Origin of the sequence: Mycobacterium sp. (assembly GCF_965229105.1) — a bacterium.
Classification (GTDB): Bacteria; Actinomycetota; Actinomycetes; order Mycobacteriales; family Mycobacteriaceae; genus Mycobacterium.
Genome location: NZ_OZ245858.1, coordinates 3276599 through 3300412 on the forward strand (window position 1 = coordinate 3276599; position 23814 = coordinate 3300412).

At 67.0% G+C, this 23814-nt stretch carries 21 protein-coding genes; 15 read left to right on the top strand and 6 right to left on the bottom strand.

Annotated features, from left to right (window positions below; all coding sequences use genetic code 11):
* Positions 1 to 738, top strand: a complete 738-nt coding sequence (locus ADBZ9O_RS15320; protein WP_526532642.1) for a lysophospholipid acyltransferase family protein — start codon at positions 1 to 3, stop codon at positions 736 to 738.
* Here ADBZ9O_RS15320 and ADBZ9O_RS15325 read toward each other — a convergent pair.
* Positions 677 to 2008, bottom strand: coding sequence for a glycosyltransferase 87 family protein (locus ADBZ9O_RS15325; RefSeq protein WP_526532644.1), 1332 nt, complete (start codon positions 2006 to 2008; stop codon positions 677 to 679). The genes ADBZ9O_RS15320 and ADBZ9O_RS15325 overlap by 62 nt on opposite strands.
* A gap of 87 nt (positions 2009 to 2095) precedes the next feature.
* Here ADBZ9O_RS15325 and ADBZ9O_RS15330 point away from each other — a divergent pair, with 87 nt between their 5' ends.
* The 4 genes from ADBZ9O_RS15330 (at position 2096) to ADBZ9O_RS15345 (ending at position 6392) form a co-directional block, all read left to right on the top strand.
* A complete protein-coding gene (locus ADBZ9O_RS15330; RefSeq protein ID WP_526532646.1) occupies positions 2096 to 2998 on the top strand; it encodes a hypothetical protein in 903 nt (300 codons plus the stop codon).
* A gap of 11 nt (positions 2999 to 3009) precedes the next feature.
* Positions 3010 to 3519, top strand: a complete 510-nt coding sequence (locus tag ADBZ9O_RS15335; protein WP_526532648.1) for a polyadenylate-specific 3'-exoribonuclease AS — start codon at positions 3010 to 3012, stop codon at positions 3517 to 3519.
* A gap of 63 nt (positions 3520 to 3582) precedes the next feature.
* Positions 3583 to 4971 (top strand): class II 3-deoxy-7-phosphoheptulonate synthase, encoded by a 1389-nt coding sequence (locus ADBZ9O_RS15340; RefSeq protein WP_526532650.1) that lies wholly within the window; start codon positions 3583 to 3585, stop codon positions 4969 to 4971.
* A 2-nt stretch (positions 4972 to 4973) separates the two neighbouring features.
* Positions 4974 to 6392, top strand: a complete 1419-nt coding sequence (locus ADBZ9O_RS15345; protein ID WP_526532652.1) for an amidase — start codon at positions 4974 to 4976, stop codon at positions 6390 to 6392.
* A 204-nt stretch (positions 6393 to 6596) separates the two neighbouring features.
* Here the strand turns inward: ADBZ9O_RS15345 and ADBZ9O_RS15350 are convergent, their stop codons facing one another.
* On the bottom strand, positions 6597 to 7820 hold the full coding sequence (locus tag ADBZ9O_RS15350; protein ID WP_526532654.1) for a protein kinase domain-containing protein: 1224 nt from the start codon (positions 7818 to 7820) through the stop codon (positions 6597 to 6599).
* A gap of 85 nt (positions 7821 to 7905) precedes the next feature.
* On the opposite strand from ADBZ9O_RS15350, the gene ADBZ9O_RS15355 reads away from it, so the two are divergent.
* The gene (locus ADBZ9O_RS15355; RefSeq protein WP_526532656.1) at positions 7906 to 8310 is read left to right on the top strand and encodes an Rv2175c family DNA-binding protein; all 405 of its coding nucleotides are present in this window, start codon (positions 7906 to 7908) and stop codon (positions 8308 to 8310) included.
* Here ADBZ9O_RS15355 and ADBZ9O_RS15360 read toward each other — a convergent pair.
* The 4 genes from ADBZ9O_RS15360 to ADBZ9O_RS15375 all read right to left on the bottom strand — a co-directional run bounded on the left by ADBZ9O_RS15360 (position 8279) and on the right by ADBZ9O_RS15375 (position 12412).
* Complete coding sequence (locus ADBZ9O_RS15360) at positions 8279 to 9820, bottom strand: alpha-(1->6)-mannopyranosyltransferase A (protein WP_526532658.1); 1542 nt, start codon at positions 9818 to 9820, stop codon at positions 8279 to 8281. The genes ADBZ9O_RS15355 and ADBZ9O_RS15360 overlap by 32 nt on opposite strands.
* A gap of 20 nt (positions 9821 to 9840) precedes the next feature.
* Positions 9841 to 10890, bottom strand: coding sequence for a bifunctional (2E,6E)-farnesyl/geranyl diphosphate synthase (gene idsA2 / locus ADBZ9O_RS15365; protein WP_526533188.1), 1050 nt, complete (start codon positions 10888 to 10890; stop codon positions 9841 to 9843).
* Between the two features lie 134 nt (positions 10891 to 11024).
* The gene (locus ADBZ9O_RS15370; RefSeq protein WP_526533190.1) at positions 11025 to 11672 is read right to left on the bottom strand and encodes a DUF3153 domain-containing protein; all 648 of its coding nucleotides are present in this window, start codon (positions 11670 to 11672) and stop codon (positions 11025 to 11027) included.
* A gap of 104 nt (positions 11673 to 11776) precedes the next feature.
* Complete coding sequence (locus ADBZ9O_RS15375) at positions 11777 to 12412, bottom strand: GNAT family N-acetyltransferase (RefSeq protein ID WP_526532660.1); 636 nt, start codon at positions 12410 to 12412, stop codon at positions 11777 to 11779.
* A 252-nt stretch (positions 12413 to 12664) separates the two neighbouring features.
* Here ADBZ9O_RS15375 and ADBZ9O_RS15380 point away from each other — a divergent pair, with 252 nt between their 5' ends.
* From ADBZ9O_RS15380 to murD, 9 genes are all read left to right on the top strand, one after another.
* Positions 12665 to 13066 (top strand): SCO2097 family morphological protein, encoded by a 402-nt coding sequence (locus ADBZ9O_RS15380; RefSeq protein WP_526532662.1) that lies wholly within the window; start codon positions 12665 to 12667, stop codon positions 13064 to 13066.
* A gap of 332 nt (positions 13067 to 13398) precedes the next feature.
* A complete protein-coding gene (gene mraZ, locus ADBZ9O_RS15385) occupies positions 13399 to 13830 on the top strand; it encodes a division/cell wall cluster transcriptional repressor MraZ (RefSeq protein WP_264065828.1) in 432 nt (143 codons plus the stop codon).
* The gene (rsmH, locus tag ADBZ9O_RS15390) at positions 13805 to 15007 is read left to right on the top strand and encodes a 16S rRNA (cytosine(1402)-N(4))-methyltransferase RsmH (protein WP_526532665.1); all 1203 of its coding nucleotides are present in this window, start codon (positions 13805 to 13807) and stop codon (positions 15005 to 15007) included. The genes mraZ and rsmH overlap by 26 nt, the downstream gene beginning before the upstream one ends.
* Positions 15004 to 16194 (top strand): cell division protein FtsL, encoded by a 1191-nt coding sequence (ftsL, locus tag ADBZ9O_RS15395; RefSeq protein WP_526532667.1) that lies wholly within the window; start codon positions 15004 to 15006, stop codon positions 16192 to 16194. The genes rsmH and ftsL overlap by 4 nt, the downstream gene beginning before the upstream one ends.
* Positions 16191 to 18125, top strand: a complete 1935-nt coding sequence (locus ADBZ9O_RS15400; RefSeq protein WP_526532669.1) for a peptidoglycan D,D-transpeptidase FtsI family protein — start codon at positions 16191 to 16193, stop codon at positions 18123 to 18125. Before ftsL ends, ADBZ9O_RS15400 begins: the two co-directional genes overlap by 4 nt.
* 100 nt (positions 18126 to 18225) lie before the next feature.
* Positions 18226 to 19761, top strand: a complete 1536-nt coding sequence (locus ADBZ9O_RS15405; protein ID WP_526532671.1) for a UDP-N-acetylmuramoyl-L-alanyl-D-glutamate--2,6-diaminopimelate ligase — start codon at positions 18226 to 18228, stop codon at positions 19759 to 19761.
* Positions 19758 to 21242, top strand: a complete 1485-nt coding sequence (locus tag ADBZ9O_RS15410; protein WP_526532673.1) for a UDP-N-acetylmuramoyl-tripeptide--D-alanyl-D-alanine ligase — start codon at positions 19758 to 19760, stop codon at positions 21240 to 21242. Before ADBZ9O_RS15405 ends, ADBZ9O_RS15410 begins: the two co-directional genes overlap by 4 nt.
* Positions 21239 to 22318: a phospho-N-acetylmuramoyl-pentapeptide-transferase gene (gene mraY, locus ADBZ9O_RS15415; RefSeq protein ID WP_526532675.1), complete on the top strand. Its 1080-nt coding sequence runs from the start codon at positions 21239 to 21241 to the stop codon at positions 22316 to 22318. Before ADBZ9O_RS15410 ends, mraY begins: the two co-directional genes overlap by 4 nt.
* Positions 22318 to 23802: a UDP-N-acetylmuramoyl-L-alanine--D-glutamate ligase gene (gene murD, locus ADBZ9O_RS15420; protein WP_526532677.1), complete on the top strand. Its 1485-nt coding sequence runs from the start codon at positions 22318 to 22320 to the stop codon at positions 23800 to 23802. The genes mraY and murD overlap by 1 nt, the downstream gene beginning before the upstream one ends.
* Positions 23803 to 23814: the final 12 nt, after the last annotated feature.

Consider the following 23814-nt stretch of genomic DNA (forward strand, 5'->3'; position numbering starts at 1 on the left):
ATGTGGTATTGGCTTTTTAAGTACATCTTTATGGGACCACTGTTGACCCTGCTCGGGCGGCCGAAAGTCGAAGGACTGGAGCACGTTCCGTCAGGCGGTGCGGCCATCCTGGCCAGTAACCACCTGGCTGTCGCGGACAGTTTCTACCTGCCGCTGGTCGTGCGTCGCCGCATCACCTTCCTGGCCAAGGCCGAGTACTTCACCGGCACGGGACTCAAGGGTTGGTTCCAGCGCTGGTTCTACACCGTGGCCGGTCAGGTACCCATCGACCGCACCGACGCCGACTCCGCACAGAGCGCGCTGACCACGGCGGAACGCATCCTGGGCCAGGGCAAACTGCTCGGCATGTACCCGGAAGGCACCCGCTCGCCAGACGGCCGGTTGTACAAGGGCAAGACGGGGCTGGCCCGGCTCGCGCTGGAATCCGGGGTGCCCGTGATCCCGGTCGCGATGATCGGCACCAACGTCGTCAACCCGCCCGGGAGCAAGATGTGGCGGTTCGGACAGGTGACGGTCCGGTTCGGTAAGCCGATGGATTTCACCCGGTTCGAGGGCTTGGCCGGTAACCGGTTCATCGAACGTGCCGTCATCGATGAGGTCGTCTACGAGCTGATGCAGCTCTCCGGGCAGGAGTACGTCGACCTGTACGCCGCCACCCTCAAAGAGGATCCGGCCGCTACTTCGACGTCCGCTGTGCCGCCGCCAGCCGCTCGGATTCCCGAGTCGGCTGCGGGCTGACTCCGCGCGCGGTGGCGGTCAGCCCGGCCACTGCGATGACGGCCAGCGCCCACCACACATACGATCCGCCGGCCAACTGCCGCCACCACGAGGCCGTGGCCTCGTGGTGTTTGGGCAGCAGGTCGATCGGCGTCCACACCATCAGGGCCACACCCACCAGCCCCAACACGGCCAGCGCCACACTATGGCGACGGTAGGCCAGCACCGCGATGACGATCAACGTCGGCAACACCCAGACCCAGTGATGCGACCAGGAAACCGGCGATACCACCAGGCCGAATAACGCGATACAGACCAACGCCAGTGGCGCCGCTTCGCCGGAATCTGGCCGCGATGAGCGCAGCACCCGTCGAACCGCCCACACCGTCAGTCCCAGGGCGGCGAAACACGCGGTGGTCCACAGCGCGAACTGGGCGGTCTCACCGAGTTCGAGGCGGGCCAGGGCGGCGGCGATGTTCTGGTTGGTGTTCAGCGCGGCGCTGCCGATCCGGTCGGTATGAGAGATGGTGGCCGTCCAGTACTCCCACGAGTCCCGCCACGCCAGCAGTGCACCGAGCAGTGTCGCGACGATGAAGGACACCAGCGCGGTGACGGCGGCCCGGCCGTCGCGCCGCAGCAGGAAGTACAGCAGGAACACCGCGGGGGTCAGCTTCAGCGCGATCGCCACGCCCACCAGGACTCCGCGGGGCCAGGGGGTCCGGCGCGGTACGCAATCGGCGATCACCAGCGTCATCACCACCACGTTGATCTGGCCGAAATCGAAGTTGGCCCGGATCGGTTCCAGATAGATCATCGCCGCGGCCACGACTGCCATTGCCAGCCACGACCTGCGCAGCCAGGCCGGCTCGGTGGTGACGCGCGCCCAGGACTCGGACGTGGCCCACACGTCGAGTCGAGTCAGCACCAGCACCGTCGAGACGAGCAGCAGAACCAGCGTCGTGGCGGTGATGGCGACGCTGGCGGCCTCGAAGGGCATCCAGGCGAAGGGTGCGAAGGCGATCGCCGACAGCGGCGGATAGGTGAACGGCAGGTCAAGGCCGATGGCGGTGGAGAACGTGGCATCGCCGGCGTACAGCGGACGGCTATCAAGCCAGGCCTGCCCGCCCATCCGGTAGACCTCGATATCGATGCGGTACGGGAGGTGCCCGAGCACTCCCCAGGCGGCGTAGCCAAAGAGCAGCACCGATGCCACCTGGAACGCGCGCCAGGCGATCCGCCGCCAGTTGCGACCGACCCAACTGCCCGCGCCGGGCCACCGCCGATTACTCATGACCCGAACAGCCTAACTGGGTGGCCATGGGGAACGGGGTATCCCACTAGCGAGAATTCTCTGCCCAGGTGGGCGTATGTTTTGCGCGTGCAGGACGACTGGAACCCCGACCTCCATTTCGAATTGGCGATCCCGCCGGGCCGAGTGCCGTTGGTGTGGTGCTTGATCGCGTTTCTCCTGACCTTCTTCGTGACCCGGACGATCGTGCGGTACATCCGGGCGCAGGCCGACAACGATGGCCCCAAGAAATGGTGGCAACCACGCAACATGGGCCACGGCACTACCCATATCCACCACATGGTCATCGGTGTGATCCTGGTCATGATCTCTGGGTTGACCATGGTGACCCTCGCCGTGGACGGGGGAGTACCCGAATTCACGGCGGCCGCAATCATTTTCGGAATCGGCGCCGCTCTGGTCCTCGACGAGTTCGCGTTGATCCTGCATCTGCAGGACGTCTACTGGTCAGAGGACGGCCGAACCTCGGTCGACGCGGTTTTCGCCGCGGTCGCGGTGGCCGGTCTGCTGATCCTCGGGTTCAACCCGCTGTCGTTCTTCGATATCACCATCTGGCGCGACGACGCTTCCGTCCTGTCGCGCACGTTGGTGATCGGGGCGGCGGTCTGCACCTTGGGGATGGCGGTGATCGTGCTGCTCAAGGGCAAGGTGTGGACCGGCATGGTCGGCATGTTCATCACCCCGCTACTCATCATCGGTGCCATCCGACTGTCTCGCCCGCATGCGCCGTGGGCGCGCTGGCGCTACACCACCAGACCCAAGAAGATGCACCGCGCTCTGGAGCGGGAACGGTATTTGCGGCGCCCGTTCGTGCAGGCGAATCTGTGGCTGCAGGGGGCGATCGCCGGCATGCCGAGGTTCCCCGACGATGACGCGGTCGAAGCCGAACTCGACAAAGAGATCCACGCGGCCGCCCCGCCGCCGTCGGCCGTCATCCCGGCACCCGAACCCGCAGTACAGAACGCTGGATAGGGTATTGAGCCGTGCGCTATTTCTATGACACCGAGTTCATCGACAACGGGCGCACGATCGAGCTCATCTCGATCGGCGTCGCGGCGGAGGACGGCCGCGAATACTACGCGGTTTCAACCGAATTCCCGATCGAGCGGGCCGGCAGCTGGGTGCGCACCAACGTGCTGCCAAAACTGCCGCCGCCGTCGTCGCAGCTGTGGCGCGATCGACGCCGGATCAGGGAGGACCTCGAGGAGTTCTTCGGCATCGACGGTGATGAGCCGATCGAGTTGTGGGCGTGGGTGGCCGCCTACGACCATGTGGTGCTGTGTCAGCTGTGGGGTCCGATGACCAGCCTGCCGCCGCAGATTCCGCGATTCACCCGCGAGCTGCGGCAGTTCTGGGAGGACCGCGGCTGCCCGCGGATGCCACCGCGGCCGCGGGATTCCCATGACGCGCTGGTCGACGCGCAGCACAACCTGCGCCGCTACGAGATCATGCGGGAGCTGGAGGGCGGATACCAGAGCTGGGAGCAGGCGTGATTGATCGTCTAGCTGCAGATCCGCCTGGTCAGAGCACCTATTTCACCCGGCTACCATAGACGGGTGAACTGGACCGTCGACGTACCCATCGAACAGCTGCCGTCACTGCCGCCGCTGCCCGATGACCTGCGGCAACGCCTGGACACCGCGCTCGCGAAGCCGGCTGCTCAGCAACCCAGCTGGGATGCCGATCAGGCGAAGGCAATGCGCACGGTCCTCGAAAGCGTCCCGCCGGTCACCGTGCCGACTGAGATCGAGCGCCTCCAAGGGCTGCTCGCCCAGGTGGCGCGTGGCGAGGCGTTCCTGCTGCAGGGCGGCGACTGCGCCGAGACCTTTGCCGATAACACCGAGCCGCATATCCGGGCCAATATTCGGACGCTGCTGCAGATGGCGGTCGTGCTGACCTACGGCTCTTCCATGCCGGTGATCAAGCTGGCCCGGATCGCCGGTCAGTACGCCAAGCCGCGGTCATCGGATATCGACGCGCTCGGACTGCGGTCCTACCGCGGCGACATGATCAACGGTTTCGCACCCGATGCCGCCGTCCGCGAGCACGACTCATCGCGGCTGGTGCGCGCCTACGCCAACGCCAGCGCCGCGATGAACCTGGTGCGCGCGCTGACCTCCGGTGGATTGGCTTCCCTGGACAAGGTGCACGAATGGAACCGTGAGTTCGTCCGCAACTCCCCAGCGGGTGCCCGGTACGAGGCGCTGGCCGGGGAGATCGACCGCGGGCTGCGTTTCATGAACGCCTGCGGCGTCACCGATCCCAATCTGCAGACCGCCGAGATCTACGCCAGCCATGAGGCGTTGGTGCTCGACTACGAGCGGGCCATGCTGCGGATGCACGAGAACGAGGCGGGCGAGAAAAAGCTCTACGACCTGTCCGCGCATTACGTGTGGATCGGCGAGCGCACCCGCCAGCTCGAGGGCGCGCACATCGCGTTCGCCGAGGTGATCTCGAACCCGATCGGGGTGAAGATCGGCCCGACGATGACCCCGGAACTGGCCGTGGAATACGTCGAGCGGCTCGACCCGCACAATGTCCCTGGCCGGCTGACCATCGTTACCCGGTTGGGCAACAGCAAGGTTCGCGATCTGCTGCCGCCGATCATCGAAAAGGTCCAGGCCACCGGTCATACCGTGATCTGGCAGTGCGACCCGATGCACGGCAATACCCATGAGTCATCCACCGGCTACAAGACCCGGCACTTCGACCGCATCGTCGACGAGGTGCAGGGCTTCTTCGAGGTGCACCACGCGCTGGGCACCCATCCCGGCGGTATCCACGTCGAGATCACCGGTGAGGATGTCACCGAGTGTCTCGGTGGTGCACAGGACATTTCGGACAGTGACCTGGCAGGCCGCTACGAGACGGCGTGCGATCCGCGGCTGAACACCCAGCAGAGTCTTGAGCTGGCGTTCCTGGTCGCGGAGATGCTGCGGGACTGAGCTTGGATCCAGATCGCGAGGTTGTCGAACTCCCGGCGGTTCGGCAAGCACAGCTGGTGCGCACAGGTCAGATCAGCGCGGTGGGACTCGTTCGTGCTCATCTCGACGCGATCGACGAGCTGAACCCGAGGATCAACGCGATCGTCGCGCTGGACCGTGACGGCGCGCTCGGGCGGGCCGCGGCCGCCGACGCCGTGCCGGCCGATCGACGCGGGCCGCTGCACGGGCTGCCGGTGGCGATCAAGGACACCGCCCAAACTGCCGGTATGCGAACGACTTTCGGGCATCCGCTGTTCGCCGACAACATACCTGCCGTCAATGATCCGCACGTCGACCGCATCCTGGCGGCAGGTGCGGTGCTGATCGGCAAAACCAACGTGCCGGAGTTCGCGGCCGGATCCCACACCGTCAACCGGGTGTTCGGTGCGACCCGAAACCCCTACGACGTCACCCGGTCGGCGGGCGGGTCCAGTGGAGGTGCGGCCGCGGCGCTGGCAGCGCGCCTCGTCCCGATCGCCGACGGCAGCGATATGGGTGGGTCGCTGCGCAACCCGGCGTCGTTCTGCGGTGTGGTCGGTATGCGTCCCACGCCCGGGCTGGTGCCCAACAGCGCTGAGCGCGACGCGTTCAACCCGCTCGCCACCAACGGTCCGCTCGGCCGCACGGTCGACGACGTCGCCCTGCTGCTGTCGGTGATCGCCGCGGCGCCGTCATCGGATATGTATGACGCGCAACTGAATACCGCCGACCTACGGTCACTGCGACCGGCGCAGCTGCGCGGCCTGCGCGTGGCATACACCGCCGACCTTGGCGGCCGGGTGCCGGTGGATCCCGAGGTCGCTGACGTGATCGCCTCTGTCGCTGCGGTTCTCGAGCGTGCCGGTGCTCGGGTCGAGGATGCGTGCCCCGACCTGGAGGGATCCGACGCCGCGTTTCGCACCTTGCGCGCCGCGGATTTCGACGCCAGCTGGCGGGACCTGCTGGCGGCGCACCCGGACGGCTTTGTCGACTTTCTGGCCGACAACATCCGTGCGGGCGTCTCAGTGTCGGGCCGCGACGTCATGACCGCCTATGCCGAACTCACCCGGCTGCGCCAGTCGGCGGCGCGATTCTTCGACGACTACGACCTGATCCTGGCTCCGGTGACGCAGATCCCGGCGTTCCCCGTCGAATGGACCTGGCCGCGATCCGTCAACGGCGCACCGATGCACGACTATCTCGACTGGATGCGGTCGGCGTGGCTGTTCACCCCGTTGGGGATCCCGGCGCTGTCCCTGCCGGCGGGGTTCACCCCCGCGGGTTTACCGGTCGGCGCGCACCTCCTCGCCGGGCCTGGCCGCGATTTGACGCTGTTGAGCATCGCATCCGCACTCGAATCCGCGCTGAATCTGCCCACCGCCAACCCGCTGCGAAGAAGCTGACTCGAGCCGTTTCTGATGTCGAGCCTGTGGCCGGGACTTCTTCGCTGCGCGACTAGCGGCTCTGCCGACCGACAAGCTGGGGTGCTATGGCCGAGTTGATCGTGATGGCTGTAGATGGTTGTAGATCGGCGGGAAACCGCAGCCATGAACGACCCTGATGGTGAACTCGGCGATAGCACCGGGAAGAGACTGGTCAGCAGGTTCCTAGCCCCCGAGCAGCGCGCTCAGATTGCTGCCGATGGTCCAGGCTGCGGCGGCCACCCCACCGGTCAGGATCAACACCACCGCGAACCAGAACAGCGTCATTCGGCGCGCTCGGGCACGGGCGTAGGCGAATTCACTGATCTCGATACCGGCGAATTGTCCTGCTGCGGAGTAGGTTTCGTCGCCGGTGTGCACCGGCGCAGTGGCAGGCTCGGGCCAGTCGTCGGGTCCGCGGGTGAATTGGCGCGTCGCGTTTCGCACCGGCTGCGCTTCGGTGCTGCGGTGCTCGTCGCCGCGGCTGTGGTACAGCGCCGCGGAGGTGTGCTGGGCGGATTGGCGCGGGGCGGGCACCCGGAACGCAGGCAGGTTCAGCTCGGAGGCAATGGCGTCCAGTTCGGCTTTCATCTCCAGTGCATCGGCATACCGGTCGGCCGGATCGCGCGCGGTGGCCCGCAGTACCAGCTCGTCGAATTGTGCTGGTACACCATCGATTACGCTGCTTGGGGCAACGACGTCATTGTCCATCCGCTGATAAGCAACGGTCAGCGCGTTATCGCCGGTGAACGGTGTGGCGCCGGTCAGCAGTTCGTAGGCCAGGATGCCGACGGAATAGACATCGCTGCGAGGCCCGGCGTTACCGCTGCTGACCTGTTCGGGGGACAGGTAGGCGGCGGTGCCGAGGATGACGCTGGTGGAGGTGATACCGGCCTCGGCGACCGCGCGCACCAAACCGAAATCGGCGAGTTTGACCTCACCCTCATCGGAGATCAGCACGTTCTCGGGTTTGACGTCGCGATGCACCAGACCGGCCCGGTGCGCCACGGCCAGCCCGCCCAGTAACGGGCGCAGGACGGCGGTCGCGGCGTGCGGCGGCATCGGCCCACGTTCGCGGAGCAGCTCCCGCAGGGTGCCACCCTCGACGAGTTCCATGACCAGATAAGGAAGCCCGACGCCGTGATCTCCTAAACCTTGGTCATAAACGGCGACCAGCCCGGGATCCTTGAGCCGGGCCACCGCCCTGGCCTCCAGCTGGAATCGGCTCAGGAACTGGTTGTCCCCGGCATAGCGGGAATCCATCACCTTCAACGCGACCGGGCGGTCGAGGCGGTTATCGGTACCGCGGTACACCGTCGACATGCCCCCGGTGGCGATCCTGGCCTCGACGAGATACCGGTCGTCGAGCACAGTCCCTTCCAGTGGGTCGGGTGGGATGGGGCCAGTCACGAGGCCATCGTAGGGGGACACCCTGCGTCAGCCAGAAACCCAGACTCAAACGCCTGCCCGCGGACTTGGTCATAGACTCTGGGGCGTGAGTGGCATTCCGGCGTGCGAAGACGTCCTCGACCCCGACGAACCTGTCTACGACCTGCCCAAAGTCGCCGAGCTGCTCGGGCTCGTCGTGACCAAGGTGCATCAGCAGTTACGCGACGGGCATCTGATCGCGGTGCGTCGCAAAGGCATCCTGGTGGTACCGGCGCAGTTCTTCAGTGAAAGCGGGGCAGTGGTCAAACCGCTGGGCGGGCTACTGTCCGTGCTGCGCGATGGCGGGTACAGAGACACCGAGATCCTGCGGTGGCTGTTCGCCCCCGATCCCACGCTGACGGTCACCGTCGACGGGTCAAAGGAAGCACTGGAAAACGCGCGACCCGTCGACGCGCTGCACGCGCATCAGGCCAGGGAGATCATCCGTCGCGCGCAGGCGATGGCGTACTAACGGCGTCATCGTCGGTGGTAGTCCGGTACAGCGAGTACCAGGCCGCGGTCGCCAACGCGGTCGCCAACCCCACGTGGATCCACGAGTACATCCCGTGCGACCCGTCGGGTTTGAAGATGACCATGATCCATGTCGAGAACCCGGCGATCGCCGCGATCGCGGCCCTGGACTGGGCTAGCCCGGAGATCACCGCGAGCGGCCAGGTGTAGTACCAGGGCAGCGCGGCAGGTACGAACAGGCAGACCACCAGCATCGCCCAGGCGATACCTTTCAGCGCATCCCGGTCGTTATGGCGGAACCGCCACCACAACAGCGGCAGCGATACCGCGATGATGCCGACCCCGACAATCCGGGTCACTTCCAGCACGGCGTAGAAGTTCACTGGGAAGAACAGTCCGCCAATGGCATTGGTGAGATTGGCCACCGCGGTGGGAATCGTCAGCCAGTTGATGATCTTCACCGAGCCGGCGAGCGCGGTCAGCCAGCCGAGCCCGACCCCGGCCAGCCACGACAACACGGCGAACACCGCGACGAAGATCGCCACCGACGCCGCGGTGGCGATCGCGAAGGCGGCCAGTGGGCGTTGGTTGCGTCGTTCGCGCAGATCACGCATCCACACCCAGACCAGGAACGGTAGTGCCAGCCCGGCAGTGGCTTTCACCGCCACCGCGATCGCGACCAGCGCCACCCCCGGCACGGGATGATGCGCGAAGGTCAGCGCGATACCCGCCATCATCAGGCCGACCATCAGCATCTCGTTATGGACGCCGCCCATCAGGTGGATGATCACCAGCGGATTGAGCACGCAGATCCACAACGCCGGCGCGCCGAGACCACCGACGTGGCGGGCGATCCGGGGCGCCGCCCAGATCAACAGCACGAGCCCGGGCAACATGCACAGCCGCAGCACCATGGTGCCTGCGATCACGTTGTCGCCGACCAGCATGGTGACGAACTTGGCGACCAGGATGAATGCCGGTCCGTACGGCGCGGTGGTGGTGGTCCAGATCGGACTTACGTTGTCCAGCAGATCATTTGGGTTCTCGATCGGCCCGACCGCATACGGGTCGAGGCCGTCGCGCAGCAGCGCCCCCTGCGCCAGATAGGAGTAGGTGTCGCGACTGAACACCGGCACGCTCAGCAGCAGGGGCAACAGCCAGAACCCGGTCGTCGCGACCATGGTGTATTCGGACACCTCGCGGTCGACAACCCGCCTGCCCAGCCACAACCAGGCGAACAGCATCATCGCCACGCCGCCCCACAGCAGCACCGACGACAGCACCAGGCCATGGCCGAATCGCAGCCACGACAGGTGTAGCGACTCAAGCACCGGGTCGTGTAACCGGGTGCTGCCTGCGCCGAGACCACCGGCGGTGATCAGGATTGCGCCGAGGCAACCCAACAACGCCGGGCGGGCCTCCTGCGCGGTGCTGAATTCGCGCAGACGGCTCACTGCGCCAGTGCGCTCGGGCGCAGTTCTCGCGGGCGGAGACAACGGAGTGCTGGACATCGCTTCTTCAAACCTGCGCCTCAGGCGGTCCGGTTCGCGGCCAATCTGGCGAGCTCGCCGAGTCCAGCCTTGGCTTGGGTGTTGATGGGCGCGGCGTGCAGCATCTCCAGTGCGCGTCGGGTCAGCAGTTCGATACGTTCCTCGACAGCGGCCAGCGCGCCGACCGATTCGATGACCAGGCACAGCTCGCGAACCTGGGGGTCGGTGAGCTCGGTGCCGATGGAGGTGCGTAACAGCTTGGCCGCCAACGGATCTGACTTCTCGGCCCGCTCGACGGCTTCTGCCAGCAATACGGTGCGTTTGCCGGCGCGCAGATCATCGCCGGAGGGTTTTCCGGTGACAGCGGGGTCACCGAACACGCCCAGCACGTCGTCGCGCAGCTGGAAGGCGATCCCGAGATCCTTGCCCATGTCCTGGAAAATCGCCTGCACATCAGGTCGGTCGGCAGCGGCGGCGGCGCCGATCTGCAGGGGCCTGACCACCGTGTAGGACGCCGTTTTGTAGGTGTTCACGGTCATCGCCATGGCTATCGATTCCGCTCCACTGGATTCGGCGACGATATCGAGGTACTGACCGCCCAGCACCTCGGTGCGGATATCGGACCAGACGCGTTGCACCCGTCGGTGGGCATCGGCGCCCAGCTCCGCGCCCGCGACGATATCGTCGGCCCACGACAGCGACAGGTCACCGAGCAGGATGGCCGCGGACATGCCGAACTGCCGCGAGGATCCGCGCCAGTTTTGGCTGCGATGCAGCTCGGCGAAGTGCACGTGGGCGGTCGGCCACCCTCGGCGAGTGGCGGAATCGTCGATGACGTCGTCGTGCACCAGCGCGCATGCCTGGAGCAGTTCCAGCGCGGCGAACAACGTCAGCGTGTCGTCGCCGACCGGTTCTTCGGTTACCGACCGCCAGCCCCAGTAGGCGAACGCGGGCCGAAGCCGTTTTCCGCCGCGGAGCACGAAATCTTCGAGGACGGCGATCAGGCCGTCGTATTCGGGGCCGATGTAGGACGCAGCACTGCGGCGGTCACGTAGGTAACCCCGCAGCTGGTCGGTCACAGCGCCGGCCAGTTCCGCGGCTGACGGTGCAGCTGCTTCGACGCTCAGCGCGGCGCCCCTTTCTCTTGATGCCCCTGGCTCCCCGAGTGCACCCAGACTAGAGCGTCGCGGCAGATTTGCGTGATTCAGGCCACCGGATGGTGTCGTCAGGTGTTCGTGTCGTCGCCGGCGGCGGCGAAGCGCGGCGAGCGATCGCGCGCCACCCAGGCCACCGCGCCGATCACACCGGCGACCAACAAGGCCGAGATACCGAGCACCATGGCGCCGCCGGTGAAGGAGCGAGTGCTCGGGTCGGTGACTCTGGCTTGGGCGCTCATGGTGTTCACGATGCCCGGTTTGAGCGTCCACTGGACCACGTCGGTGTCGATCCGGTCACCGTTGGTGGAGGTGATCTCGCCGGGGAACGACACCGTCAGGGAAACCTCGGCCTCGGTGTCGTTGAGCGAGGTCAGGTCGACGCGGCCTTCCAGGATCACCAGATCGCCTGCCCGGCGCAGCGAGAGATCGACACCAGCTGCTTCGCGGTTCATATTCGCCAGCTGGGGGAGTTCGGCGAAGGTCAGGTTGGAGAAGACGGCCTCGGAGCCGACGAAACCGTCCTGGCTGTAGTCGGAGACCGCGACCTTCTGGGCGAACGGGACGTCGCTGGAGAGCTGCGGGCCCTTGTCGTCACCATCGCGCGGTTTGGCCGCGGCGATGATCTGACCTGATACCTGGTCATCGGGGGACACGGTCAGCGACGCCCGGATGCGGACGCAGCCCACGGCGAGCGGGGCGACCACGAGCAGCAGCATGATCAGCGCCAGTAGACGCTTGCGGCGGTAGGTGTTTCCGCGCCGTTCGGGGGCTCGCACGTGGTCATCGTGCCAGACCAGAGGGCTGATCGAAACCGGACTACCTAAGCCGGGCTTTCCAGCGGTAGGCCACGGCCGAGGATCGCGAACGAACGCGGGTCGCCGGCGAAATGGTAGTCGCGGATGACGTCGGCAAATCCCAACCGTCGGTAGAGCCGCCAGGCGCGGTTCGCCTCGCCGTTGATCTCGGGTGTGGACAGCAGGACATTGGCTTCGGTGCGGTCGCTGAGCAGCTTGCGGGCCAGCGCCTCGCCCAGTCCCTGGCCCTGAGCGCGGGGATGGATATGCAGTTCGGTCAGTTCGAAATAGCTGGTCATCAGTCGGTCGATCTCCGCGGGCAGCATCCCGCTGCGGCGCAAACCGTGGATGACCTGCTGTTGCCACCATTGGTCGGGGGCACCGCAGTAGCCGTAGGCGACACCGAGCAGCGGTGCGTCGGCGACAGCGTCGGCCACATCGCCGGAATAGCCCTGCTGGCTGCGCGTTGGCTCGTTCGCATCGTCCACGCTGACGGCGCCGACCGCCTTCCAGCCGGTACGACGGGTGTGTTCGAGCCACATGGATGCGCGTTGATCCTCGGTTCCGCGGGGATAGCGCATTGCATCTACGTACACGCTCAGCGCGTCGCCGAGGCGTCGTGCCATCTCCTGCGACGACAGATCGATGAGGTACATCGTCAACGCCAGGTGCCCTCCGTGCTAGCCAGCCTTGGTGCACTGCGGTTCGGTCGTGGCGCGCAGTCGTCCCCAACCATTATGTTCGGTTGTGGGTCCGTGCATCCCATCCGCCGTCGGCGTCATACAATCGACAGTCGAACTAGGTGGTACAGCGCAGATTCACCTCGTATCATGAAGGTGCCCGTGCGATCCGGGCAGTAGTAAGCCACACCCGGACCCTTGGGTCCTGAACCGCCGCGCCGGCAAGGAGGGCGAATGCCACTCTCCGATCATGAGCAGCGCATGCTCGACCAGATCGAGAGCGCTCTGTATGCCGAGGACCCGAAGTTCGCTTCCAGTGTCCGCGGCGGGAACCTGCGCGCTCCGTCCGCCCGGCGACGACTGCAGGGTGCCGCGCTCTTCGTCATCGGGTTGGCCATGCTGGTGGCCGGCGTGGCGTTCTACGGTCAGAACCATCTGATCCTGATCGTCAGCGTCATCGGCTTCATCGCGATGTTCGCCGGCGTCGTGTTCGCCGTCACCGGCCCGCGGGTCGCCGGCGGTAAGGACAAGTCCGCGCCAGGTCCTGGTACGCCACGAGCGAAAAAGTCCAAGGGTGGCGGCGGCTCGTTCACCAGCCGCATGGAGGATCGCTTCCGTCGCCGTTTTGACGAGTAGCAGACCGACACACGTCTTTCGACAAGCGGGGCAGCCCTAGCGGGCTGTCCCGCTTTTTTGTTATCGCATTGGGATCAGCCGTGTCGCGCCCCTAGGGGCGGGCCCCCACTTTCCCCCCACCTTCCCCCACGACGGCCGCTGCTGCCGCTGATAGGGCAGTGAACTGCGGTTTTACCAGACCGCGGCGCATTCGTGCCGGAGTGCCCGCGGCCCCATTTCGGCCCCATCGATGCGCAGTGGGGTGAACGCGCCCTGCTGGTGTCAAATATTGGAGAAAAGTGGGGGGTTGTGGGGTATGGTGGCCGAGTACGGAAGAGCGTGGGAGGTGACGAGTGTTCCTCGGCACTTACACGCCCAAGCTGGACGACAAAGGGCGGCTCACGTTGCCCGCGAAATTCCGCGACGCACTGGCAGGAGGGTTGATGGTCACCAAGAGCCAAGACCACAGCCTGGCCGTGTATCCGCGGGCGGAGTTCGAAGAGCGGGCACGGCAGCGCGCGGCAGCATCGCGCAGCAACCCCGAGGCCAGGGCTGCCCTGCGCCTCATTGCCGCCGCCACCGATGAACAGCATCCCGACGCCCAGGGCCGCATCACCTTGTCGGCCGACCATCGCCGCTACGCCGGCTTGTCGAAAGAGTGCGTGGTGATCGGCTCGGTCGATTACCTCGAAATTTGGGACGCGCAGGCCTGGCAGGACTACCAGCAGACACACGAAGAGAACTTCTCCGCGGCCAGCGATGAAGCGCTCAGCGACATTATTTGACCGGCCTGACCGGCATGCCCGTGCAACGTGGCCTCTGCCCGATATCGCGACCCTGGCGTACTTCCCCAACGCCAGGTTCGCGGTATCGGACGGGGACCTCGATGCAGGGGACGCCCGCCGGATTCGGCCCCTCCGAGTAAGCGGAAGTGCTTCCTGCATGGACGACCCCGTTGACGATCACGTGACTGGAAATCCAGGCGAATTCGGCCATGTCCCCGTCCTGCTCGACCGCTGCGTCGAACTGCTCACCCCGGCGCTGACCCGCCGTAGTCCGGACGGGTCTGGGGCATTGCTCATCGACGGCACCCTCGGTGCGGGTGGACATACCGAACGTTTCCTCTCGGATCTGCCCGGGTTGCGGGTCATCGGCCTTGACCGTGACCCGAGCGCACTACAGATCGCGGGCCAACGGCTCGCCCGCTTCGGTGACCGCATCAGCCTGGTCCGGACCCGCTACGACGGTATTGCCGACGCCTTGATCCAAACCGGTTACCCGCCAACGGGATCTACCGACGCCGTGCTGTTCGACCTCGGCGTCTCGTCGATGCAGCTGGACCGCACCGAGCGTGGCTTCTCCTATTCCGCTGACGCGCCGCTGGATATGCGGATGGACCCTGATCTGCCGCTGACCGCCGCGGTGATCCTCAATACCTATGACAAGTCCGCGCTGACGCGGATTCTTCGGGAGTTCGGTGACGAGCGATTCGCGCCCCGGATCGCGGGTTTCATCATCCGTCGCCGGGAGCAGCAGCCGTTCGCCTCGACCGGCGAGCTGGTGGAACTGCTCTATGACGCCATTCCCGCGGCCACCCGGCGCACGGGTGGCCACCCGGCCAAGCGCACGTTTCAGGCGCTGCGGGTGGCGGTCAATGCCGAACTGGACTCGTTGCGGGCGGCACTGCCTGCTGCGATGGATGCGCTCACCGTCGGGGGACGAGTGGCGGTGATGGCCTACCAGTCGCTGGAGGACCGCATCGTCAAGAACGTGTTCGCCACGGCCACCGCCAGCCGGACACCGGCCGGTCTGCCCGTGGAACTACCCGGCTACGAGCCGGAATTCGAGTCCTTGATCCGTGGTGCAGAGCGGGCGGACGAAGACGAGATCGAACGCAATCCGCGCAGTGCTGCTGTGCGGTTGCGGGCCGTGCAGAGATTGACAGGGAGGGGCAAGTCGTGAAGACCAAACGTGAGGTGGAGCCCAACGGCTCGCAGGCGCCAGAGCGCAGAGGTGCCCGCACCGACCCCGCGGCCCGTCGGGCTGCCCGCAAGCCCCGTCGCGACGACGAACCCGGTCGGCGCTCCGGCCCTGAAGGCACCACGCAGGCCCGTGGCACGGGCCGCAGCAAGAGTCGTAAGCCCACCGAGGCGCCGACCAAGGGCAGTCGGCCGGGCAGCCCGAAATCTGCGAAGGTCTCCGGTCCCGCCAGGGAATCGCGCGGACTGCAGCACGGCCCTGCGACAACGCCGGTCCGCCGTCCCGCCCCGCCGAAGAGCACAAGCCAGGCCAAAGCCCGGGCCAAGGCTCGCAAAGCCAAGGCGCCCAAAGTCGTTCGCCTTCCGCTGCGGGAGCGGATGCTGCGCAGATTCGCGGTGCTGGTCGAGACCGTCGAGCTCAACCCGCGCACGCTGGCCGCGCGGGTCCCATTCGTCGTTCTGGTGATTGCCGCCCTTGGCGTCGGTCTTGGCGTGACGCTGTGGCTGTCCACCGCTGCCGCCGAACGCTCGTATCAACTCGGACACGCCCGTGACGTCAATACGGCACTGGCGCAGCAGAAAGACGCACTCGAGCGCGACGTTCTCGAAGCGCAGGCCGCACCAGCACTCGCGGAGGCCGCCCGCAATCTGGGGATGATCCCGTCGCGCGATACCGCCCACCTCGTGCAGGACCCGGCGGGTAACTGGATCGTGGTCGGCACGCCCAAACCCGCCGAGGGCGTCCCGCCGCCGCCGCTGAACAACAAGTTGCCCGATGACGTGCCGCCGTCACCGAAACCCGCACCGCCGGTGATGGTCAACCCTCTTGAGCGCCCGGTCCGCATCGCCGGTGTTCCGCCGCTGACCGCGGCGGGTACGCCCGCCGGTCCCGAGGTGCTGGTCCGGATGACCCCGCCCGGTGGGGCCACCCCGCTGGATCACGCGGGAGCTCTCGCCCCCGGCGCTGTTGTCCCCGGCGCGGCACTGCCCGCGGTACCAGGTATGCCCGTCGCCGGTCCGCTACCAGGACCGGTTGACGCGGCAGGGATCCCTGCGGCGCCGCTACCCGCCCCGGTGGACGTGCCGGCACCAGCAGCAGCACCTGCACCCGTACCTGCGCCCGTTGACGGTGCCGTTGCGCCCGTCGCGGTACCGGCGCCGCCGGCATGAGCCGCGCTGACCGCACACGCGGTACGGCGAAGCCCACGAAAGGCCCCAAGAAACCAGCCAAAACGCAGCAGGGAAAGTCGGCACGGGAGCGGCGCACCAGGGAAGCCACCGACACCGACACCGGCACCCGCACCGCGTCCTTCAGCTTCCGGCACCGGGCAGGCAACTGTGTGATCGCCCTTGTGCTCGTCGTGGCCGGCGCCCAGCTGTTCAACCTGCAGGTGCCCAAGGCCGCCGGCCTGCGCGCCGAGGCCGCCAGCCAGCTCAAGGTGACCGACGTCGAAAAGGCCGTCCGCGGCAGCATCGTCGACCGCAACTTGGACAAGCTGGCGTTCACCATCGAGGCCAAGGCGCTGACCTTCCAACCGGTCAAGGTCCGCAAGCAGCTGGAGGAGGCCCGGGCGGCGTCATCGGCCGCACCCGATCCGCAGAAACGGCTACGCGACATCGCCAAAGAGGTGTCGGCCCGGCTGGACAGCCGACCCGATCTGGCCACCGTGCTCAAGAAGCTGCAGAGCAACGAGAACTTCGTGTACCTGGCCAGGGCGGTCGATCCGGCGGTGGCGAGCGCGATCATCGCGAAGTTCCCCGAGGTCGGTGAGGAACGCCAAGACCTGCGGCAGTACCCAGGTGGCGCCCTTGCGGCCAATATCGTCGGCGGCATCGACTGGGACGGCCACGGACTGCTGGGGCTGGAGGATTCCTACGATTCCCAGTTGGCCGGCGCCGACGGCTCGCTGACCTATGACCGCGGCTCGGACGGCGTGGTGATTCCGGGCAGTTACCGCAACCGGCACGACGCTGTCGACGGCTCAACCGTGCAGCTGACGATCGACGACGACATCCAGTTCTACGTCCAGCAGCAGGTGCAGCAGGCCAAGGATCTGTCCGGTGCCAAGAACGTCTCGGCGGTCGTGATGGATTCCAGGACCGGCGAGGTGCTGGCGATGGCCAACGACAACACGTTCGACCCCAGCCAGGACGTCGGCCGCCAGCAGGACAAGCAACTCGGTAACCCGTCGGTGTCGTCGCCCTTCGAGCCTGGCTCGGTCAACAAGATCATCACCGCGTCGTCGGTGATCGAATACGGCCTGTCCAACCCCGATGAAGTACTGCAGGTGCCGGGGTCGATCAACATGGGCGGCGTCACCGTCGCCGACGCCTGGAACCACGGTGTGATGCCGTACACCACGACCGGCGTGTTCGGGAAGTCTTCCAACGTGGGCACGCTGATGCTGGCCCAGCGCATCGGCCCTGAGCGGTATTACGACATGTTGCAGAAGTTCGGCCTCGGTGCGCGGACCGGGGTCGGGTTGCCCGGTGAGAGCGCGGGCCTGGTGCCGCCGATCGACCAGTGGTCGGGCTCGACGTTCTCCAACCTGCCTATCGGACAGGGTCTTTCGATGACGCTGTTGCAGATGACCAGTCTTTACCAGACCATCGCCAACGACGGTCTTCGCATCCCGCCGCGCATCATCAAGGCCACCATCGCGCCCAACGGCACCCGCACCGAAGAACCGCAGCCCGCGGGCATCCGGGTGGTATCGCCCCAGACCGCGCAGACCGTGCGCAATATGTTCCGCGCGATCCTGCAGAAAGACCCGATGGGTATTCAGCAGGGCACCGGGTCGTCCGGTGCCGTCGAGGGCTACCAGTTGGCAGGTAAGACCGGCACCGCCCAGCAGATCAACCCGGCCTGCGGTTGCTATTACAGCGACGTCTATTGGATCACCTTCGCGGGCATGGCCACCGTCGACAATCCGCGTTACGTCATCGGCATCATGATGGACGCCCCGGCGCGCGCCGCCGACGGAAAGCCCGGTTCTTCGGCCGCACCCTTGTTCCACAACCTCGCGTCGTGGCTGATGCAGCGCGAGAATGTGCCGCTGTCGGCCGACCCCGGCCCCCCGCTGATCCTGCAGGCCGACTAGAACCGGTGGCCGACGAGGGCCCGGACCCTCGGTAGGGTGTCATGGCCGATCATGGCCGGACAGTATTTCCCAGCGCAGCCCGAGACGGAGGTGACAATCGATGTCGTCACCGCTTCGGCCGAGCGCCACCGCAGGCGTGCCGTTGGCCGTGTTGGCCGCGGGTATCGACGCGGTGGGCGCCGCCGGGCCCATCCCTGCCGTGCTGGTCACCGGCGTGACGCTGCGGGCGCAGGACGCGATGCCCGGTGACCTGTTCGCGGCGCTGCCGGGTTCATCGGCGCACGGCGCCAAATACGCCGCCGACGCCGTGGCGCGCGGGGCGGTGGCGGTGCTGACCGACGCCGCCGGCCTAGCTGCGCTGACGGTGCCGCCCGGGGTGCCCGTGCTGCTGCACCCGGACCCCCGTGCCGTCCTCGGCGGACTGGCCGCGCAGGTCTTCGGCAATCCGTCGGATTCGCTCACGGTCGTCGGGATCACCGGAACCTCAGGTAAGACCACCACCACCTACCTTGTCGAAGCCGGTCTGCGGGCGGCCGGGCGGACCGCGGGCCTGATCGGGACGGTCGGGATCCGGATCGCCGGTGTCGACGTGCCGAGCGCCCTGACCACACCGGAAGCCCCCGCGTTGGCCGGTCTGCTCGCGCTGATGGTCGAGCGTGGGGTGGATACCGCGGTGATGGAGGTCTCCAGCCACGCGTTATCGCTCGGCCGGGTGGACGGGATTGCGTTCGCGGTCGGCGGTTTCACCAACCTGTCGCGCGATCACCTGGATTTCCATCCGACCATGGCCGATTACTTCGAGGCCAAGGCGCGGCTTTTCGATCCAGACTCCCCGCTGCACGCGCGCACCGCGGTGGTGTGCGTCGACGATGACGCCGGTCGCGCGATGGCCGCCAGGGCCGGCGCTGCGGTCACGGTCAGCGCGACCGGGGTGCCGGGGAAGGCCGACTGGACGGTCCGCGACATCGCACACTTGTCCAGCGGTGCACAGGAATTCACCGCCATCGATCCGGCCGGCGTGCATCACCGCATCGGTATCCGGCTGCCCGGTAGCTACAATATTGCCAATTGCCTTGTCGCACTGGCTATCTTGGACAATGTCGGCGTGGCACCCGAGCAGGCGGCACCTGGGTTGGTTGACGCGCGGGTACCCGGACGGCTCGAACCGGTGGAACAGGGGCAGGAATTCGTGGCCCTGGTCGACTATGCGCATAAACCCGGTGCGCTGCGGGCAGTACTGGAAACCCTGCGCGGGCAGGCGACCACCAAACGCCTCGCCGTCGTCTTCGGTGCCGGCGGTAACCGCGACCCCGGTAAGCGCGGCCCGATGGGCGCGGTCGCGGCGGAGCTGGCCGATCTCGTCGTCGTCACCGATGACAACCCACGTGATGAGGACCCCGCGGCGATCAGGGCTGCGGTCCTGGCCGGGGCGGCCGGCTCGACGACCGAGGTCGTCGAGATCGGCGATCGCCGTGCGGCCATCGACCATGCCGTCGGCTGGGCCCGGCCAGGAGATGTGATACTGATCGCGGGTAAGGGCCACGAGTCGGGGCAGACCGCCGATGGGCAGACCAGGACGTTCGATGACCGCGCTGAACTGGCGCAGTCCCTGCAAGCGTTGGAACGCCGGACATGATCGACCTGACGGTGGCGCAGATCGCCGAGATCGTCGGCGGTGAGCTCGCCGATATTTCCGCAGCCGACGCGCACCGCACCCACGTCACCGGCACGGTCGAATTCGATTCGCGCGCAGTGACTTCCGGCGGACTATTCTTGGCACTGCCCGGCGCCCGGGTGGATGGGCACGAGCACGCGGTGGCTGCGGTGGCCGCCGGTGCCGTCGCGGTACTGGCCGCCAGGCCGGTCGGCGTGCCAGCGATCGTGGTGACCCCGGAGCTGGGGGATCTCAGCGCGAGTGTCTTAGAACATGATCGGGACGGGTCCGGCGCTGCGGTGCTGGCCGCACTGGCGAAGCTGGCGGCGGCCGTTGCTCGCCAACTCGTGGCAGGCGGGCTGACGATCGTCGGGGTGACCGGTTCCTCGGGTAAGACCTCAACGAAGGATCTGCTGGCCGCGGTGCTCGCCCCCCTCGGTGAGGTGATCGCCCCGCCGGGTTCGTTCAACAATGAGCTCGGCCACCCCTGGACCGTGCTGCGCGCGACGGAAAAGACCGACTACCTGATCCTGGAGATGTCGGCCCGACACCCGGGCAATATCGCCGCGTTGGCAGCTATCGCACCGCCGCAGATCGCGGTCGTGCTCAACGTCGGCACCGCCCATCTGGGCGAATTCGGCTCCCGGCAAGCCATTGCGGATACCAAAGCGGAACTCCCCCAAGCGGTTCCGGAGTCCGGGGTGGTCGTTCTCAATGTCGACGACTCCGCGGTGGCGGCCATGGCGAAGCTGACCGCGGCGCGGGTGGTGCGGGTCAGCCGCAATCAGACCGATGCCGAGGTGTGGGCCGACAATGTCGACCTCGACGAGCTGGCCCGGCCCCGTTTCACCCTGCACACGCCCGCCTTCGCCGTCGATATCGCCCTCGCCGTGCATGGTGACCACCAGGTGTCCAACGCGCTGTGCGCGGCGGCCGTCGCCGTGGAATGCGGAGCCACCGCACAGCAGCTGGCCACCGCCCTGGCCGGGGCGGGCCCGGTATCGCAACACCGGATGGCGGTGAGCACCCGCGGCGACGGGGTCACCGTCGTCAACGACGCCTACAACGCCAACCCCGATTCGGTGCGGGCCGGGCTGGCTGCGCTGGCCTGGATGGCGCGGGCCGGTGATAGCAGAAGGCGCAGTTTTGCCGTCCTCGGCGAGATGGGCGAGCTCGGCGATGACGCGATTTCCGAGCACGACCGCATCGGCAGGCTTGCGGTGCGCTTAGATGTGTCACGACTTGTCGTCGTCGGAACCGGGAGGGCTATGAGCGCCATGCACCATGGGGCGGTCATGGAGGGATCGTGGGGCGCCGAGGCTTCGCAGGTCGATGACGTCGAGGCTGCGCTGGCCCTGTTGCGGGCCGAACTGCGCCCCGGGGACGTCGTCCTGGTCAAGGCGTCCAAATCGGCGGGCCTGGTTACCCTGGCGCAGGCCCTCATAGAGGACACCGGCCGATGAGACTCATCCTGATCGCCGTCGGGATCTCGCTGACGGTGTCCATCCTGCTGACCCCGGTGCTGATCCGGCTGTTCACCCGCCAGGGATTCGGCCACGAGATCCGTGAGGACGGTCCGCCCAGCCATCAGACCAAACGGGGCACCCCGTCCATGGGCGGCGTCGCGATCCTGGCCGGTATCTGGGCCGCCTACCTGGGCACCCATCTGGTCGGGATGGCTCTCGATGCCGACGCACCGTCGGCAACGGGCCTGCTGGTGCTCGGCCTGGCCACCGCCTTGGGTGCCGTCGGATTCATCGACGATCTGATCAAGATCCGGCGCTCGCGCAACCTTGGTCTGAACAAGACCGCCAAGACGATCGGTCAGCTCACCGCCGCCGTGCTGTTCGGCGTACTGGTGCTGGGTTTCCGCAACTCCGACGGGTTGACTCCCGGCAGCCCGGAACTGTCATATGTACGCGAGATCGCCACTGTCACACTGGCTCCCGCATTATTCGTGCTGTTCGTGGTGATCGTCGTCAGCGCGTGGTCCAATGCCGTCAATTTCACCGACGGTCTCGACGGCCTGGCCGCGGGCAGTATGGGGATGGTCTCGGCCGCGTACGTCCTGATCACGTTCTGGCAGTACCGCAATGCGTGCGCCACCTCACCCGGTCTCGGCTGCTACAACGTGCGTGACCCTCTGGATCTGGCGATCATCGCCGCCGCGACCGCAGGCGCATGTATCGGATTCCTGTGGTGGAATGCCGCGCCGGCGAAGATCTTCATGGGGGATACCGGCTCGCTCGCGCTGGGCGGCATCATCGCCGGAATCTCGGTGACCAGCCGCACCGAGGTGCTCGCGGTGGTCCTGGGTGCGCTGTTCGTCGCGGAGATCGTCTCGGTGGTCGTCCAGATCCTGGCGTTTCGCACCACCGGCCGGCGGGTGTTCCGGATGGCGCCCTTCCATCATCACTTCGAGTTGGTCGGTTGGGCCGAGACCACGGTGATCATCCGGTTCTGGCTGCTCACTGCGATTGCGTGCGGCCTGGGCGTGGCGCTGTTCTACGGTGAGTGGCTCAGCGCCATCGGCGCCTGATGGCGCAGCCATCGGGGCTTAGTGCGGAACTGGAGCCGTTGGCGCCCGGCGTCAGGGTTCTCGTGGTCGGCGCCGGCATCACCGGACGTGCGGTGTTGGCGGCGTTGACGCCACTGGGAGTGCTCGCCGACCTCACCGATGGCAACCCGATGGCGCTCGAACCGTTCGCCTACGACGGGGTGCGGGTGATCGACGCGGATTCGGCTGCGCAGCGGGTAGGCGAATACGCGCTGGTCGTGGTCAGTCCCGGGGTGCCGCCGAGCGCGGCGATACCGGTGGCCGCCGCGGCCGCCGACGTGCCGGTCTGGGGGGACGTCGAACTCGCCTGGCGCCTGGACCGTTCCGGACGGTACGGCCCGCCGCGCCGCTGGCTGGTGGTCACCGGGACCAACGGTAAAACCACCACTACCTCCATGCTGCAGGCCATGCTCACCGCCGGCGGCCTGCGCAGCCTGTTGTGCGGCAATATCGGCGCCCCGGTGCTCGACGTACTCGGTGAACCGTCCGAACTGCTGGCGGTCGAGCTGTCGAGCTACCAGCTGTACTGGTCGTCGTCATTGGCTCCTGAGGCGGGCGTGGTGCTCAACGTCGCCGAGGACCACCTGGACTGGCACGGGTCCTTTGCGCACTACGCCGCAGCTAAAGCGCGCGCACTCGACGGCCGGGTCGCCGTGGTCGGCCGCGATGATCCGATCGCCGCCGGTCTGCTCGCCGGCGCAAGTGCGACAGTCAAGGTTGGTTTCACCCTGGATGACCCGGTGCCCGGTGAGCTCGGTGTGCGCGACGGGATGTTGGTCGACCGGGCGTTCGGCGCCGATACGACGCTGGCGCCCGTCGATGCCATCGGCGTTGCCGGGCCGGTCGGTGTGCTCAATGCCCTGGCCGCCGCCGCGCTGGCCCGCGCCGTCGACGTCGCGCCGCCGGCCATCGCCGACGCGCTGGCCGCGTTCCGGGTGGGCCGGCATCGCGCCGAGGTGGTCGCGGTCACCGACGACGATTTGACCTGGGTAGACGATTCCAAGGCGACCAATCCGCACGCCGCGCAGGCCTCCCTGCTGGCGTATCCGCGGGTCATTTGGATCGCCGGTGGACTGCTCAAGGGCACGTCGGTCGAGGACCTGGTGATGGCCACGGCGGACCGGCTGGGCGGCGTGGTGCTGATCGGCCGGGATCGTGGCGAGATTGCCAAGGCGTTATCACGACACGCGCCCGATGTACCCGTCGCAGAGGTTGTGACGGGGGAGGATGCTGGGGTGCATGAGACTAATGGGTCTGTTGTGACTCATGTGACTACCGAGCCGGGGGCTCCGATCGGTCCGCAGGTGATGGCGGGCGTGATCGCCGCCGCGCGCGGGCTTGCGACGCCGGGTGACACGGTGCTGCTCGCCCCCGCGGGAGCCTCATTCGACCAGTTCACCAGCTACGGCGACCGTGGCGATCAATTCGCTGCTGCCATCGCTACCGCATACAACTCGGCGCAGTAGTCGGGGCTTTTT

What these genes read in the sequence shown, in the direction of transcription:
- ADBZ9O_RS15320 (WP_526532642.1), top strand. Translation starts at nt 1, where the DNA reads ATGTGGTATTGGCTTTTTAAGTACATCTTTATGGGACCACTGTTGACC.
- ADBZ9O_RS15325 (WP_526532644.1), bottom strand. Translation starts at nt 2,008, where the DNA reads ATGAGTAATCGGCGGTGGCCCGGCGCGGGCAGTTGGGTCGGTCGCAAC.
- ADBZ9O_RS15360 (WP_526532658.1), bottom strand. Translation starts at nt 9,820, where the DNA reads ATGTCCAGCACTCCGTTGTCTCCGCCCGCGAGAACTGCGCCCGAGCGC.
- ADBZ9O_RS15370 (WP_526533190.1), bottom strand. Translation starts at nt 11,672, where the DNA reads ATGCTGCTGCTCGTGGTCGCCCCGCTCGCCGTGGGCTGCGTCCGCATC.
- ADBZ9O_RS15380 (WP_526532662.1), top strand. Translation starts at nt 12,665, where the DNA reads ATGCCACTCTCCGATCATGAGCAGCGCATGCTCGACCAGATCGAGAGC.
- rsmH (WP_526532665.1), top strand. Translation starts at nt 13,805, where the DNA reads ATGAAGCGCTCAGCGACATTATTTGACCGGCCTGACCGGCATGCCCGT.
- ADBZ9O_RS15400 (WP_526532669.1), top strand. Translation starts at nt 16,191, where the DNA reads ATGAGCCGCGCTGACCGCACACGCGGTACGGCGAAGCCCACGAAAGGC.
- ADBZ9O_RS15405 (WP_526532671.1), top strand. Translation starts at nt 18,226, where the DNA reads ATGTCGTCACCGCTTCGGCCGAGCGCCACCGCAGGCGTGCCGTTGGCC.
- ADBZ9O_RS15410 (WP_526532673.1), top strand. Translation starts at nt 19,758, where the DNA reads ATGATCGACCTGACGGTGGCGCAGATCGCCGAGATCGTCGGCGGTGAG.
- mraY (WP_526532675.1), top strand. Translation starts at nt 21,239, where the DNA reads ATGAGACTCATCCTGATCGCCGTCGGGATCTCGCTGACGGTGTCCATC.
- murD (WP_526532677.1), top strand. Translation starts at nt 22,318, where the DNA reads ATGGCGCAGCCATCGGGGCTTAGTGCGGAACTGGAGCCGTTGGCGCCC.